Annotated in this window: 11 protein-coding genes; 7 read left to right on the top strand and 4 right to left on the bottom strand. The window is 69.3% G+C overall.

What is annotated here, in order from left to right:
- Positions 1 to 2: 2 nt before the first annotated feature.
- The 3 genes from IPN47_15560 to IPN47_15550 form a co-directional block, all read right to left on the bottom strand.
- Positions 3 to 1,316, bottom strand: coding sequence for a NupC/NupG family nucleoside CNT transporter (locus IPN47_15560; protein MBK9409431.1), 1,314 nt, complete (start codon positions 1,314 to 1,316; stop codon positions 3 to 5).
- 172 nt (positions 1,317 to 1,488) lie between these two features.
- Positions 1,489 to 2,571 (bottom strand): hypothetical protein, encoded by a 1,083-nt coding sequence (locus tag IPN47_15555; protein ID MBK9409430.1) that lies wholly within the window; start codon positions 2,569 to 2,571, stop codon positions 1,489 to 1,491.
- A gap of 203 nt (positions 2,572 to 2,774) precedes the next feature.
- Positions 2,775 to 3,794, bottom strand: a complete 1,020-nt coding sequence (locus tag IPN47_15550; GenBank protein MBK9409429.1) for a prolyl oligopeptidase family serine peptidase — start codon at positions 3,792 to 3,794, stop codon at positions 2,775 to 2,777.
- A 318-nt stretch (positions 3,795 to 4,112) separates the two neighbouring features.
- Between IPN47_15550 and IPN47_15545 the strand changes: the two genes are divergently transcribed.
- The 5 genes from IPN47_15545 to IPN47_15525 all read left to right on the top strand — a co-directional run bounded on the left by IPN47_15545 (position 4,113) and on the right by IPN47_15525 (position 10,313).
- Positions 4,113 to 4,664, top strand: a complete 552-nt coding sequence (locus IPN47_15545; protein MBK9409428.1) for a sigma-70 family RNA polymerase sigma factor — start codon at positions 4,113 to 4,115, stop codon at positions 4,662 to 4,664.
- A gap of 31 nt (positions 4,665 to 4,695) precedes the next feature.
- Positions 4,696 to 7,380: a protein kinase gene (locus tag IPN47_15540; GenBank protein ID MBK9409427.1), complete on the top strand. Its 2,685-nt coding sequence runs from the start codon at positions 4,696 to 4,698 to the stop codon at positions 7,378 to 7,380.
- Positions 7,381 to 7,542: 162 nt separating this feature from the next.
- Positions 7,543 to 9,123, top strand: coding sequence for a hypothetical protein (locus IPN47_15535; GenBank protein ID MBK9409426.1), 1,581 nt, complete (start codon positions 7,543 to 7,545; stop codon positions 9,121 to 9,123).
- An 84-nt stretch (positions 9,124 to 9,207) separates the two neighbouring features.
- Positions 9,208 to 9,822: a TetR/AcrR family transcriptional regulator gene (locus IPN47_15530; GenBank protein ID MBK9409425.1), complete on the top strand. Its 615-nt coding sequence runs from the start codon at positions 9,208 to 9,210 to the stop codon at positions 9,820 to 9,822.
- Entirely contained in the window at positions 9,819 to 10,313 is a 495-nt protein-coding gene (locus tag IPN47_15525; protein ID MBK9409424.1) for a cupin domain-containing protein, read from the top strand. The genes IPN47_15530 and IPN47_15525 overlap by 4 nt, the downstream gene beginning before the upstream one ends.
- 61 nt (positions 10,314 to 10,374) lie before the next feature.
- Here the strand turns inward: IPN47_15525 and IPN47_15520 are convergent, their stop codons facing one another.
- Positions 10,375 to 12,105: an amidase gene (locus IPN47_15520; GenBank protein MBK9409423.1), complete on the bottom strand. Its 1,731-nt coding sequence runs from the start codon at positions 12,103 to 12,105 to the stop codon at positions 10,375 to 10,377.
- 146 nt (positions 12,106 to 12,251) lie between these two features.
- Between IPN47_15520 and rocF the strand changes: the two genes are divergently transcribed.
- Positions 12,252 to 13,163: an arginase gene (gene rocF, locus IPN47_15515; GenBank protein ID MBK9409422.1), complete on the top strand. Its 912-nt coding sequence runs from the start codon at positions 12,252 to 12,254 to the stop codon at positions 13,161 to 13,163.
- 13 nt (positions 13,164 to 13,176) lie between these two features.
- Positions 13,177 to 14,277, top strand: coding sequence for a hypothetical protein (locus IPN47_15510; protein MBK9409421.1), 1,101 nt, complete (start codon positions 13,177 to 13,179; stop codon positions 14,275 to 14,277).
- Positions 14,278 to 14,309 lie beyond the last annotated feature (32 nt).

Raw genomic sequence — 14,309 nt, 5'->3', positions numbered from 1 at the left:
ACTCAGGGGAGGACGAGTCCGGCGACCGCCGCCGTCATGAGTCCGGCGATGGCTCCGCCTAACAGGGCACGCATCCCCAGTTCGGCGAGCATCGTGCGCTTGCCGGGGGCGAGTTCGCCCATCCCGGCAATCTGCATGGCGATCGACCCGAAGTTGGCAAAGCCGGCCAGCGCGTAGCTCGCCAGCACCACCGAACGCTGCTGCAACGCGCCGGCGCCCTGCAGGTGATCGGCGAGTTGCCGGTAGGCGACGAACTCGTTGAGGATCGTCTTCACGCCGATCAGTTCTCCGACGATGCGCGCGTCGGTCCACGGAACGCCGATGATCCAGGCGACCGGCGACATCACGACGCCCAGCACCCCTTGCAGCGTGAGGTGTTCGAAGCCGACGATGCGCCCCATCCAGCCAAAGCCGGCGTTCGCCATCTCGAGCAGTGATAGGAAGGCGATGAGCATCGCCCCCACCTTGAGCGCCATGAACAGCCCTTCGTTGGCCCCGCGACCGGCAGCGTCGATGAGGTTCACGTCGTGTCGCTGCTCCGACTCCACCGGGAGTGCGCGCGATGTCTCGGCCCCTTCGGTCTCGGGGAAGAGGAGCTTGGCGACGGCGAGCGCCGCCGGCGCCGACATGAACGACGCCGAGACGAGGTGGCCGCCGATGTCGGGGAAGAAGGGCGAGAGGAGCCCGACGTAGGCCACGAGCAGGCCGCCGCTGATCGAGGCGAGCCCGGCGACCATGAGCGCAAAGACCTCGGAGCGCGTCATGCGCTCGAGGTACGGCCTAACGAGTAACGGCGTCTCCATCAGCCCTACGAAAATCCCCCCGGCGGTGGCCAGCGTCTCGGCCCCCGACGTTCCCATCGTCCGCTGCATCACCCAGGCGACGCCGTGCACCACGCGCTGCATGATCTTGAGGTGGTACAGCACCGCCATCAGCGACGAGAAGAAGATGATCGTCGGGAGGACGTGGAAGGCGAAGTAGGCGCCGGTGCGCGCGACCGTCGCTCCAGGGGTGATGGGCGCGTTGCCACCCGGCGTCCCCGGGCCGACGGGGATGTTGTTGAAGATCAGGTCCCCGAAGAGGAACTTCGCCCCCGACTCGGCGAAGTGCATCACGTTGAGGAGGACGTTGTTCACGCCGGCGAAGAACGTCGTGCCGACGGGGGTGAGCAGGACGAGCATGCCGAACAGCACCTGCAACGCCACGCCCCACAGGACCACGCGCCATGCGATGGCCTTTCGGTCGCGACTCAGCGCCCAACAGACGCCGACGAGCAGGATGAGGGCGACGAGGGAGCGAAGGCGGAGCAGCGGCATGAGGAGGCGGTGCGCGGGCGAGGAAGGACCGGACGCGCCGCAATCTGTCGCCGAGGGGGGCGCGAGGGGAGGCGCAGGGCGCCCCTTTCCCTCGGTTCTCGATGGCATGCACGTACCCGTTGGAGCCGCTTCACCCGCCCGCTGAAAGCACGGCAGGCCGCGCCGTCGTACGTCAGGGCATTGTGTGCGCCGCAAGGAACGGCCACGCGCGGTCCGCCATCGTCACGACGTGATTGACGCCATTGGGATACGCGTGGCCGTTCTTCTCGATGAGCAGGAAGACGAAGAGGTTCGAATTGCCGAACAGGCCGTTGTTGTAGACCCATCGCCCGACCTTGCGGCCGTTCCAGTTCATCAGGCCGTAGGTGTACTGGTTGGCCAGCAGCTCCTGTCGCAGGTACTTGACGACGTAGTCGGCCTGCATGAACGGGAGTTCGATCGTCGACGGGATGATCGGCAAGGTGTGCCCAGGCATCCCCCGCGGCACGTTGTCGTTGATGTTCCCCATCGACTTGAGGATCGGGACCCGGCGTGTGGTAAAGGGCGCGACGGGAACGTCCAAGGTGCCGGCGTGCATGGCGACGGCCGCGAAGGTGTAGCTTCGCTCGACGAGCAGGCGACTCACCATCTCGGCGCCGTTCGAGAAGCCTGCCAGGTAGAGGCGCTTGGTGTCGACCACGTTGGTCGCCTTGACGTCGGCGAGCATCGCGTCGACGAAGGCCGTGTCGTCCTGGAAGCGGTGCAGCGTGGCGAGGCGCTGGTTGGGGGTGAGCTTGAGATAGTCGGCGGGTTTGCACAGCGGTCGCGTGGGGCCGCCGAGGGGGCCCGAGGTCCACTTCGCGCTGGCGTGCAGCTCGCCGCGGTCGAGCATGTCGCCGTCGCCGTTGGCGTCTTCCTTGAAGCAGTACGCGAGCGCCGAGGGGAAGATGGCGATGAAGCCGATGGTGTCGGCCTTCTCGCGCCACCGCGACTTCTGGAGGTGCTCGAAGCCGTTGCTCCCGCTGCCGTGGAAGAAGAAGACCACCGGCACCGGCGCGTTGCTCGGCGCGTTGCGCCCCACGTGCACGTAGAACTCGCGCTGCTGGCCGTCGATCGTCAGGGTGCGAAGCGCGGTGCCCGGGACGTTTACCGGCGCCACCGCTACGCCGATGGCCGACGTGGCATCGATCGGTCGGTGCCGTGGCGCCGTGACCGGATCGGCGCATCCAGCGGCCGCAAGGGTGACGAGGGTGACGAACACGTGGGGGCGACGCATGCGGGCAACTCCTGTCTAGAGATGGAGTGGAGGAGCTGTCTCCTCCCATGCCACACATCGCGACGTTCGCGTGCGGATCCGGACATCGGTCGGGGCGAACGCACGACGGGAGCATGCGCCGTGACGCATGCTCCCGTGTTTCGCACCGCAGTGATGCCAACGACCGTCTCCGGTCTCGTAGCGCGATGTGCCCGCCGCGTAGTCTACGGCAACCGGTGCGCCGCAAAGAACGGCCACGTGCGGTCGGCCATCGTCACCTCGTGCAGCTGTCCGTTGGGATATGCATGTGTGTTCCCCTCGACGAGCAGAAAGGCGAACGGGTTCTTGTTGCCCGCCAGGGCGGTAGGATAACTCCAGCGCCCGATCCGGCGGCCGTTCCACGTCATGGGCGCCCACACGGGGGCGTTGGCGAGGAGCCCCTGCTGCAGGTACGGGACGACCGAGGTGCGCTGAATGAATGGGAAGTTGATCGCCGCTTGCACAACGGGCATCGTGCCGCCGGGCAGGGTGGAAAAGTAGCGATCGTCCTTGTTGCCGACGGAGCGAAGGAAGGGGACGCGGCGCGCGCCCAGTGGCGCAGGCGGGATGTGCATATGCCCGGCGTGCGAAGCCATCGCGGCGAACAGGTGACTGCGCACGACGAGCAGCCGGCTCACCATCTCCCCGCCGTTGGAGAAGCCGGCGATGTACATGCGCTTGGTGTCGATCAGGAAGTTGGCCTTGAGGTCGGCCACCATCGCGTCCAGGAACAGCGTGTCGTCCTGGAACCGGTGCATCGTGCGCTGCCGCTGCGTGGGGCTGAGCTTGAGGTAGTCCCGCGGACGGCACAGCGGCTGCAACGTGTCACCGAGCGAACCCTGCGTCCACTTGGAGGTCGCATGGAGTTCGCCGGGGTCGTCCATGTCGCCGTCGTTGTTCTCGTCGTCGCGGAAGCAGTACACGAGCGCCGACGGGAAGACGGCGATGAAGCCGGCGGTGTCGGCCTTCTCGCGCCAGCGTGAGATGTTGAGATATTGCTTGCCGCTTCCGCTGGTCCCGTGCAGGAAGATGACGAGCGGGACTGGCGTGTTGGGCTGCGCCGTGCGCCCGACGTGGACCCAGAACTCGCGCTGCATGCCATCGACGTTGACGCGCCGGTGCGTGGTCCCGGGGACGTTGACGGCGGCGGACGGGAGTGCCGCGGCGAGGGGGGCCTCGGCGGGCGTGCGGTGTGGAGCGAGCACGGGGTCGGAGCAGCCAGACACTGCTGCCGCGACCACGAGAGTCAGAACCTGCACGGGACGCATGCGAGCCTCTCCATCGACGGGGTGGGGCGGAGGATCCAGTTCCTCTGCTATCCCACGTCGCGATGCCCGTGGCCGGAACTGGACATCGGACATTTCGACCGATGGACGCGATTTCAACTGCGGGGTAAGTTCGCGAGACCCGGGCACCCGACTTGCAGCCGCTTGCGACTGACGGCGCAGGTCGCGTCGTTCGTCGCGACTGTACGTCGGCGCTCCCTCGTCCTCTGTCGATCCGTCGCCCCCCTGGCTCCACCTGTGGCCGACACCTCCCACCCCGCCGATCAGTGGGTCGTCCAGCTCTACGACGACCTCCGCATCCTCGCCCGGTCGCACCTGCGGCGCGAGCGGACCGGGCACACCCTGTCCACCACGGGGTTGGTGAACGAGGCCTGGCTGCGCCTGTCGCAGCAGCACTCGCTCGGCCAACTCGGGCGTGCCGACTTCTTCACGGCTGCCTCAGCGACGATGCGGCGCGTCCTGGTGGACTCGGCGCGCACGCGCATGCGCGCCAAGCGCGGCGGGGGCTCCGACGCGGTCAGCCTCGACGACGTCGCCTCGGTGCTCTCCATTGAAGAAGCCGAGGAGTTGGTGGCGCTCGATGCGGCGCTCGAGCGGTTGCAGGGGATGAACCCGCGCGGCGCCCAGGTGGTCCAGTGTCGCTTCTTCGCTGGCCTGACCCTCGAGGAGACGGCCGAGGCGTTGGGCATCTCGGCCAAGACGGTGCAGCGCGAGTGGGTGACGGCGCGCGCCTGGCTGCGCAAGGAAGTCGCGGGCGACCTGGGGCTCGCCGGGCTCGACGCCACGTGACCGAATCGCGGGCACTCTGTCGCGATGCTGAATGATGACTGACGCCCCCAACCCCACCGACGACCGCTGGCAGCGCATTGCTGACCTCTTCTGGGAGGCGCAGGAACTGCCTGCCGCTGAGCGGGGCGCCTTCCTCGATCGCGCGGTGCCTGACGAGTCGCTGCGCGCGGAAGTGGAGGCGATGCTCGCCGCCGCGGGAGACGACGACGGCCTGCGCTTCGAGCAGCGCTTCGTGTCGTCGGATGCGGGCGACGAGCTCCCGAACGGACTCGAGTCTGGAACGGTGATCGGGCCGTACCGGCTGGAGGAGCTGGTGGGGCGCGGTGGAATGGGCGAGGTGTATCGCGCCGTGCGCCAGGACGAGGCGCTCACCCTCACGGTCGCACTCAAGCTCCTCCGCCCCGATGCCCGCACCGGGGGCGTGGCGCGGCGCTTCGCCTCGGAGCGCGCCCTCCTGGCGCAGCTCGACCACCCGAACATCGCCTCGATCGTCGACGCCGGTACCGCCCCCGACGGGCGCCCCTTCCTCGTGTTGCGATTCGTCGATGGTGTCCCCATCACGCAGTTCGCGGCGCGCCTTCCGGTGGACGACCGGAGTCGCCTCTTCCTCAAGGTCGCGCACGCGGTGCAGTTCGCGCACACGCGCCTCATCGTGCATCGCGACCTCAAGCCCGGGAACATCCTGGTAACCAACGACGGGCAGCCAGTGCTGCTCGACTTCGGCATTGCCAAGCTGCTGACCCCCGGCGACGCGAGCGTGGACGAGACGCGGGCGGGCGAGCGGGCCCTGACGCCGTCGTACGCCGCCCCCGAGCAGCTGCGCGGGGAGGCGATCACGACGGCGACCGACGTGTATGCGTTAGGCGCGCTGCTCTTCGAGCTGCTGACCGGCCAGCACGTCTTCGCGTCGCTGCTGGGCCAACGCGAGGCGCTGGAACGCGCGACGCTCGAGGCGCTGCCGTCCCTGCCGTCTGCCGTGGCGCCGACCGCCGATGCGTCGCGGTTGCGCGGGGACTTGGACAGCATCGTGCTCATGGCGCTGCGCAAGGAGCCGGAGCGTCGATACCGCAGCGCCGGCGAACTGGCGGCCGACGTGATGCGCTACCTGGATGGACTCCCGGTGGTCGCACGCCCGGACAAGTGGAGCTATCGCACGGGGCGTTTCGTGCGGCGGCATCGCGTGGGGGTGGCCGGCATGGCGGCCGGAGCGCTCGCCTTGGTCGCCTTGTTCGGGCGCGAGGTCGCGCAGCGACGGCGCTTCGCCGCCGAGCGAGATCGTGCGGTGGCGGAGCGCGAGGCGGGAGACGCGGTCCTGTCCTTCGTCACCGGGTTGCTCGAGCGATCGGACCCCCGGGTACTCCCCGGCGGCGACACGATGCGCGTGAAGGCCTTCCTCGACCTGGCCAGCGCGCAGTCGGCCGGATTGGCGGAGCAGCCGGAGCGCCACGTGCGCCTGCTCCGCACGTTAGGCACCGTGCGAATGTCGCGCGGAGAGTACGCGGCGGCCGAGTCGCTGCTCGTGCGCGCCCGACAGGTGGGCGATTCGGCGCTTGGTCCTGATCACCTGGCGGTGTTGCAGGTGCGCCAGACGCACGCAGCGCTCGTCCGCGATGCGCGCGATCCGGCGCTCGGCGGCCGCATGACCGACAGCGTGCTGAGCGCGCTGCGTCGCACCGTGGGGCCCACGCACCCGGAGGTGGCGGAGGCGTACGGCCACGTGGCGATCGGGACCGACAATCCGATGCGCGCGGCGGAGTACCTCGATTCGCTGGTGGCGGTACGTGCGCGCCTTGGAAAGGGAGACTCGGTCGAGATCGCGTCCCTGCTCGATCTGCGCGCCGCCGAACGGGGGAAGCGCGGCTTCCTGCTCGATGCCATCGCCCTCGACCAGGCGGCGCTCCGGATTCTGCAGCAACGTTTCCCCGCCGATCACCCGTTCGTGCTCGCTGTGACGGGCAACCTGTCGACATGGATGGGGAACGCGGGGCGGTGGTCGGAGGCACTCTCGCTCTCCGAGCGCGTGCTGGCGGTGATGCAGCAGCGTGGCGACAAGGGGCGGGCGGCGGCGCTCGCGGTGGAGCGCGTGGCGCTGCAGGCGGTCAATCTCACCGAGCGTGCCGCCTACGCCGATTCGATGATGCGGCAGGCGCGCGCCGCCTACGTCGCCAACCTCGATCCCGGGCACGAACTCATTGGCAGCGCGATGCGCAACCATGCAATCATGCAGGCCGCGGCGGGCAACGATGTCGGCGCGCTCGCGCTCATGGATTCGGTGGTCAAGTACAACGCCAGCCTGCCACCGACGACGGGGCGCACCTACATCGTAGCGCAGCGCGTGCCGATGCTCGTGAGGCTGGGGAAGCTCGCGGAGGCGGAGCGGGCGCTTGCGGTCGCGCGGAGCGTGCGCGAGGCGTACCCGCCCGGGAGCTCGCAGTACATCGAGATTGGCCATTGGGGGGGATTGGTCGCCTTTGCGCGTGGCAGCGTGGAGGAGGCGGTCACCGCCTTCTCCGGGAATGTGGAGGCCACCCGGCGGCTCTGGCCGGGGATCGACCATCCGCGTATCGCCCTCTCCGACTGCGCGCTGGGCGCGGCACTCGTGCGCGCGGGGCGGGCACCGGAAGGGCGGCCGCTGCTCGCGCGGTGCGACGTGGCGGCGCGCTGGGGCCTGGTGGACCGTGGGGTGTTGCGCTGGGGGCGCGAGGCAGCGCGTTAGGCATGGCCCGCGGCGCCACGCGCGCCCTTGCCCCAGGCACCGGTTGTCTCCTAGCGTTCGACGACACGCTCCCGCTCCGCCAACCGCCGCTCATCCCACGGTGCCTCCATGCGTCGCCCGCGCTCCCAACCGAATCGTCGCCGTGTTGTGGTCGGAGAAGCGGTGGCGCGCCGAGTATGCGGGCGGGCGCTGGTCGCGGTGGCCGCGCTGCTCCCCTGCACGCAACCCGCCCGCGCGCAGGCGCCGCGTGCGGCGGCGCGGCAGCTGCCGGCCTCTGGGGCGCTGCAGTCGTCCACATCTACGGCGCCGTTGGCGCTGGCGAGCGACGACGTGCAGCTGATGAAGGCATTTACGTGGGCGACGCGCCAGGCGACCGCCTACGCCTTCGAGGGGGACGCCGTCGGTCCGTGGTTCGAGGCGGCGCTCCCCGGACGCCAGGCGTTCTGCATGCGCGACGTGGCCCATCAGGCGATGGGAGCGCACGCGCTCGGCATGCAGCGACACGTGCGCAACATGCTCCGCCACTTCGCGGCGGGGATCAGCGACGCGCGTGACTGGGCCTCGCTGTGGGAGATCGACCGGCATGGACAGCCGGCGCACGCCGACTATCGCAACGACCGGGACTTCTGGTACAACCTCCCGGCCAACTTCGACGTACTCGACGCCGCCTATCGGATGTTCCTCTGGTCCGACGACCCGGCATACGTCACCGATCCGGTCTTCCTCAACTTCTACGACCGGTCGGTGACCGACTACGTCACGCGCTGGTCGCTCGGCGTCGACTCCGTCATGACGCGAGCGCGCATCATGAACCGTTCGCTGACGCGCGACCCGTTTGCCCAGTTCGCCGACACGCGCGGCATCCCCGGCTACCATGAGGAGGGCGACCACTTCGTGGTGGGGCTCGACCTGCTGGCGGCGCAGTACGCGGGCTTTGCCGCCTACGCCAGGATCCAGGAGGCACGCGGCGACTTTGCCGCTACACGCCTGTGGCTGGGGAGGGCCGAGGCGGTGAAGACGCTGGTGAACACGACCTGGTGGGACAGCACGTCGCAGACGTTCTACGACTTCCTCTCCACCGACCACCGACTCGTGCATCGCGCGGCGGGGCAGTGGAACTCTGCGCCGTTGTACTGGCCGGTTGCGGCTGACGGTGCCCAGGCGCGCGGGGCGTTGCTGGGATTGGTGCGGCAGCTGCAGGCGTCCCGCTCGGCTCCGATCGAGGAGCAGTCGCATCATCCCGAGGTCCTCTATCGTCACGGCGAGTCAGACCTCGCGTACGACCAGATCATGGACCTGACGCGCGCCGATCGCGCACGCCGAGAGTATCCCGAGGTGAGCTTCTCGGTGGTGGGGGCGGTGGTGACGGGGTTGATGGGTGTCAGCGTCGATCCCGTTCCCCCGGGAGGCGATTCGGCGCTGCTCCCCTACTTCGCCAACCGACACGTGATGACGCTGTCACAGCTCACGCCGAAGAGCGGCTGGGTGGAGCTGCGACACCTTCCCGTGCGCGCCAACGATGTCACCATCCGGCACGACGGACGTTCGGCGTCCGAGTTCACCAATCACCGGGGCCCGGCGCTCGTCTGGCAGGCCGCCTTTCCCGGTCGTGTCTCTGATCTCCTCGTTGATGGTACGCGCGTGAAGGCGGTGCAGCTGACGGTGCCCGGTGGGCGCGTGGTGAGCGTCACGCGCGTGGTGGTGGCCCCCGGAATGAAGGTGCGGGTGAGCGTGGGGCGCTGAACGCGCGGCGTTGATGACGCGGCGCTGTGGAAAGCGCGTGGTTCGTCGCTTGACAGACCGCCAGGTCGATGTCAGTTTACTGACATGCAGGGGGACCCCGTACTCACCGCAGCCGAACGTCAGCGCGCCACCACGCGCGCGCTGATCCTCGACGCGGCCTTCGCGCTCCTGCGCGAAGCGCCCGGTGAGACGTTCTCGCACGAATCGGTCGCCGAGCGCGCCGGGATCTCGGCGCGCACCGTCTATCGGCACTTCCTCACGCGACGCGACCTCACGGCGGCGCTATGGGAACGGTTGCGCGAAGAGACGGGGACGCGCTGGCCGCAGACCGAACGGGAGATCACCTCGTCGCTGCGCCGCACCTTTCGGCAGTTTGAGCAGTACGCCGAGCTCACACGCTCGGCGATCGCGGCGGCGGCCAACACCGACTATCCGGTGCACGGATCGGCTGAAGGGCGTGCGGCGTTCCGGCGCAGCTTGGCCGAGCTGCTGGATGCGATGAGCGAGGCGGAGGGGGATCGCCTCGTGGGGGCGTGCGTCGCGATCTACAGCGCCCCGTTCTGGCAGATGCTGCGCGACCGCGGGCTGCTGTCGGCGAAGGATGCCGAAGAAGCGGCGGTGACGAGCATGCAGTCCCTCATAACCGCGGCGCAGGCGCAGGTCGCGGGGACATCCACTCGGACGGGAGCACGACGATGACGGTTAGCCCTACCTCCACACCCACCGCCTTCACCCTCGCGGCACACGAAGGGCGCACGGCTGCACCGCTCAACGTGGTCGGCGAGGAGACGCTCGTGAAGGTGTCGGCGGCCGACACGGACGGTGCACTCGCTCTCTTCCACCTGGTGGCGCCCCCGATGTCGGGGCCACCGCTGCACGTGCACTCGCGCGAGGACGAAGCCTTCTACGTTCTGACGGGTGAACTCGTCTTCGAGATCGACGGGGTGCGCGAGACGGTGGGTGCGGGGGGGACGGTCTTCCTCAAGCGTGGCGTCATGCATCGCTACCAGAACTTCACCGATCGCGACGCGTCGCTCCTGATCGCGGTGACGCCGGCGGGCTTCCAGGACTTCTTCGTGGAATTGGCGGCGGCCACCCCGCCCGAGGGGGGCATTCCTCCCATGGACGTGCTGCAGGCGATCGACGCCTGCTACGGCATCACTACGTTAGGCCCCCCCATGTTCGAGTAGGGCCGACGCTCCGCGTGGCGCGCTCGGCGCCCCGCCCGCGCGCTGGTGCGCGGGCGATGGGCTACGGTTCGCGCGCCGGCGTCGTCGCGATCAGGCCGCCCTCCACGAGCGTTGGCGACTTGCGCAGGCGGGTGGCAAGCTCCCAAGCGTACGCGATCCCCAGCAACTCACCATCCTTCCAAGGGCGCGCGGAGAGTTCGAGGCCGAACGGAAGGCCGTTGGCATAGTAGCCAGCGGGGACCACGATGGCGGGAACGCCGATCATGTTGACCCAACTGGTCGCCGAGTGTGGTCCTTCACTCACGCGCCCATCCTGCGGCATCGTCTCGTCTGGCGGCGGCATCTGGATGGCCGGGTAGACGAAGCCGTCGAGCCGCAGGCGGTCCATCGTCTCGAGGTACGCGGCGAGCATCGCGCGTCGTGGCGCGTGGTAGTTGCGCTCGACGTCGGGGTCGGTGTCGAACGACCGTTGCTCGAGGCGCACCCCGCCGATGTTGCGGAAGTGGTCTTCGCTGCCGATGGACGACGTGAAGAGCGGCGCCCCGACGGCCGAGCGGTACTCGGCTGCCGAGTGGTACTGGGCCGGGCCAAAGGTCGCGAGGAAGCGGTCGGTACCGTCCTGCATGTAGGCGTAGGTCGAGACGCGGCTGGCCAGCTTCGCGAAGGTGGCGGGGAGGATGTCGTCAGCCACAACGACTTCGGCCCCAGCGGCGCGCAGCGCATCGACCGCCTGCATGAAGCGCGCACGGGTCTCGGCGTGGAGCGGGACAGCGGCAGCGGCCCGGAGCTTGTCCGCCTGCCCCTCCGGCACCCCGGCCGGGATGCCGTGGAACGGCACTCCCTCGCCGGCGAGGACGAAGGCGGGCACGCCGAAGCGCTTCCCCCTGAGTGCGTCGCCCGTGAGGAACGGCCCGTACGGCGGGCGTTGCGCCTGCGGCGGCGCCCCAAGGGTCCACGTGTCGAGCGAATCCTCGCCGGCCATGACGGCGAGCGCGACGGCGGCGTCGGACGCGGTGCGCGCGATGGGGCCGGTGTTGTCGAGGAGCCAGTCCAACGGTGCAATGCCGGCAATGCTGACCAGGCCACGCGTGGGAAACACCCCGACGAGCGCGCTGGTGGCGGCGGGCATGCGAATCGAATTCCCCGTATCGGTCCCGTTGCCCAGGACCGCCATGTTGGCGGCCACGGCGGTCACGACGCCGCCTGACGAGCCTCCCGGGGAGAACCGCACGTCGTAGGCGTTGCCGGTCCGCCCAAACGAGCTGCTGCGATTCGTGTCGCTGTTGGCCAGGTCGGGCATGTTGCCGCTGCCGACGATGATGGCGCCCGCGGCCTTGAGCTTGGCGACGATGGTGGCATCCTGCGGGGCGACGAGTTCGTGGCCGGCGCGGGTGAAGCCGTCCCACCCGGCGGTCGTCACGTGTCCCTTGAGGCTCGTGTTGGCCTTGATGACGATCGGCACGCCCCAGAGCGGCGCACGCGCACTGCCGGTTCGCGCGGGCTCGGCGTCGAGCCTGGCCGACTCGGCGAGCGCTTCCTTCCGGTACACGGTCTCCAGTGCGCCGTAGACGCCGTTGTAGCGGTCGATACGCGCAAGGTGCCACTGCACGACCTGCGTGACGGTGTACCGTCGCTCGTCGTACAGGCGGTGCAGTTGCGCGACGGTGACGTCGAGAAGGTCGCGATCGATGGCGGCACTCGCATCCCGCGGCGCGGGGAGGTCGCGGCAAGCGGTCGCGACGCCGAGCAGTGCGGCGAGCGCGATGGTGCGGAGAGGCGATCGGAGGGTCATGGGAGAGAGCTTACCTCGCAAACGGGGCGGGCGCCACGTCGATGGCGACGCGTGAATATGCGTCAACGGCCCCATGACCGCCGCATGTGCTGCATGCAAATGCGCTGCCCTTCCGCGTTAGGTGTTCGCCGGATAGGCTTCGCGCCATGACTCACGTTCGAATCATCGGCGTCCCCATGGATCTCGGCGCCTCGCGCCGCGGCGTCGACATGGGCCCTTCCGCCGTCCGCTACGCCGACCTCCGGGAGACGCTCGAGCAGCTCGGGCATACCGTCGAGGATGCCGGCAACGTCTCCGTCCCCTTCCGCGAGGACGCCGCGAAGGGGGCACAGCGCGGCGCGCGCTATCTCGGCGCCATCACGGCGGTCTGTTCGGACGTCGCGACGCAAGTACGCACGGCGCTCGACGACGGGCGGATTCCCGTGGTGCTCGGGGGCGATCATGCGTTGGCGGCGGGTTCGATCGCCGGCGCGTCGGCGCACCTCGCCGCGAGCGGCAAGCGACTGGGGGTGGTGTGGGTCGACGCGCACGGCGATCTCAATACGCCGGCCACGTCGCGCTCCGGGAATGTGCATGGCATGCCGCTGGCGGCGCTGCTCGGGCACGGCGACCGGGCGCTGTCGAGCATTGGCGGGGCGCATCCGGCGCTGCGTGCGAGCGATGTGGCGCTGGTCGGGTTGCGCGACCTCGACGACGCCGAGCGCGAGCACATCCACAAGTGGCACGTCAAGGCGCTCTCGATGCGCGCCCTCGACGAGCGCGGTGTGCGGGCGGTGATGGAGGAGGCGATCGCCCACGCAACACAGGACACGGCAGGGATCTGGCTCTCGTTCGACATGGACGTGATCGACCCGGACGAAGCGCCGGGGGTGGGGACGCCAGTCGTCGGTGGCATCACGTACCGCGAGGCGCACCTCGCGATGGAGATGCTGGCCGACAGCGGAAAGCTGATCGGACTCGACCTCGTCGAAGTGAATCCGGTGCTCGACGAGCGCAATCGGACCGCCGAGATCGCGCGTGAGCTGATCCTGAGCGCGCTGGGCAAGCGCATCCTGTGATGGTGACGCGTCGATGACCGCCGACATTCGTTATGTAGCGCCGGACTTCACGGTCGCGCCGCTGGTACAGGCGCCTGCGGCACGCACGGTACCGGCGGAGCGCGACGGCGTGCTTCCCGACGGCTTCTTCGCCACCACGAACCTCCCGTCCTACGTGAAGGGAGCAGATGGGCGGTGGACGATGCCGCGCGAGCCACGCATGGACGGCGTGCTGGTGCGCGATCCGGCCGGCGGGTGGTGCGTGCGCGAAGGGCGCCGGGTGCGCGCGGGGGACGAGATCGTCGTCGGCCGCGCCGAGGACGGGAGCGAGGGGGTGCTGGTGCACTCGCGCGGCTTCCAGGGCGATGCCGGCGCACATGGCGACTTCCACTTCATGTCGAGCCAGGTGTCCCGCGAGAAGCCGATCGACTATCGCGAGATCGCGCGCATGCTGGTGGAGGAGAAGCGGCGCGGCGGCTACGTGCTGTGGGTGACGGGGCCGGCGCTGGTGCATTCGCGGGCGCGCGACAACATGGTCTGGTTCATCCGCAACGGCTACGTCCAGGCGTTGCTGGCGGGGAACGCCGTGGCGGTGCACGACATCGAGGCCGACATCGTCGGCACCACGTTAGGCATGACGAGCAGTGGTGACCCCACCGAGGGCGGGCACTCGGCGCACATGCGGGCCATCAACGCCGTGCGCCGCGCCGGCTCGATCGCGCAGGCGGTCAAGGGTGGCATCGTGACCGGGGGGATCATGCACGCCTGCGTGGTGGAAGAGGTCCCCTTCGTGCTGGCGGGATCACTGCGCGACGACGGCCCGCTCCCCGACGTGATCACCGACATGGTGGCGGCGCAGGACGCGACGCGCGCCCATACGAAGAAGGCGACGATGGCGGTGATGATCGCGACGGCGCTGCACTCGATCGCGGTGGGCAACATGCTGCCCGCGTACTACGACGATGCGGAGCGCGGGATCGTGGAGTTGCCGACCATCTGCGTGGACGCGAGCGAGTTCCTGGTGAGCAAGCTCAAGGACCGGGGGACGCACCAGGCCGTCGGCGTGGTGACCAACGCCCAGGACTTCATGAGTATCCTGCAGGCCGCGGTCGAGCGCGTGGTGGAGGCGCGGTGAGCACCGTCAGGCCTACGCCACGCGTTAGGCGT

Source organism: Gemmatimonadota bacterium (assembly GCA_016719105.1).
Lineage (GTDB): Bacteria > Gemmatimonadota > Gemmatimonadetes > Gemmatimonadales > Gemmatimonadaceae > SCN-70-22.
This window is presented reverse-complemented; position numbering and strand designations above follow the sequence as displayed.

Excerpts from the sequence above, each read along its gene's own strand:
- IPN47_15560 (MBK9409431.1), bottom strand. The coding sequence starts at position 1,316 with ATGCCGCTGCTCCGCCTTCGCTCCCTCGTCGCCCTCATCCTGCTCGTC.
- IPN47_15555 (MBK9409430.1), bottom strand. The coding sequence starts at position 2,571 with ATGCGTCGCCCCCACGTGTTCGTCACCCTCGTCACCCTTGCGGCCGCT.
- IPN47_15540 (MBK9409427.1), top strand. The coding sequence starts at position 4,696 with ATGATGACTGACGCCCCCAACCCCACCGACGACCGCTGGCAGCGCATT.
- IPN47_15530 (MBK9409425.1), top strand. The coding sequence starts at position 9,208 with ATGCAGGGGGACCCCGTACTCACCGCAGCCGAACGTCAGCGCGCCACC.
- IPN47_15525 (MBK9409424.1), top strand. The coding sequence starts at position 9,819 with ATGACGGTTAGCCCTACCTCCACACCCACCGCCTTCACCCTCGCGGCA.
- IPN47_15520 (MBK9409423.1), bottom strand. The coding sequence starts at position 12,105 with ATGACCCTCCGATCGCCTCTCCGCACCATCGCGCTCGCCGCACTGCTC.
- rocF (MBK9409422.1), top strand. The coding sequence starts at position 12,252 with ATGACTCACGTTCGAATCATCGGCGTCCCCATGGATCTCGGCGCCTCG.
- IPN47_15510 (MBK9409421.1), top strand. The coding sequence starts at position 13,177 with ATGACCGCCGACATTCGTTATGTAGCGCCGGACTTCACGGTCGCGCCG.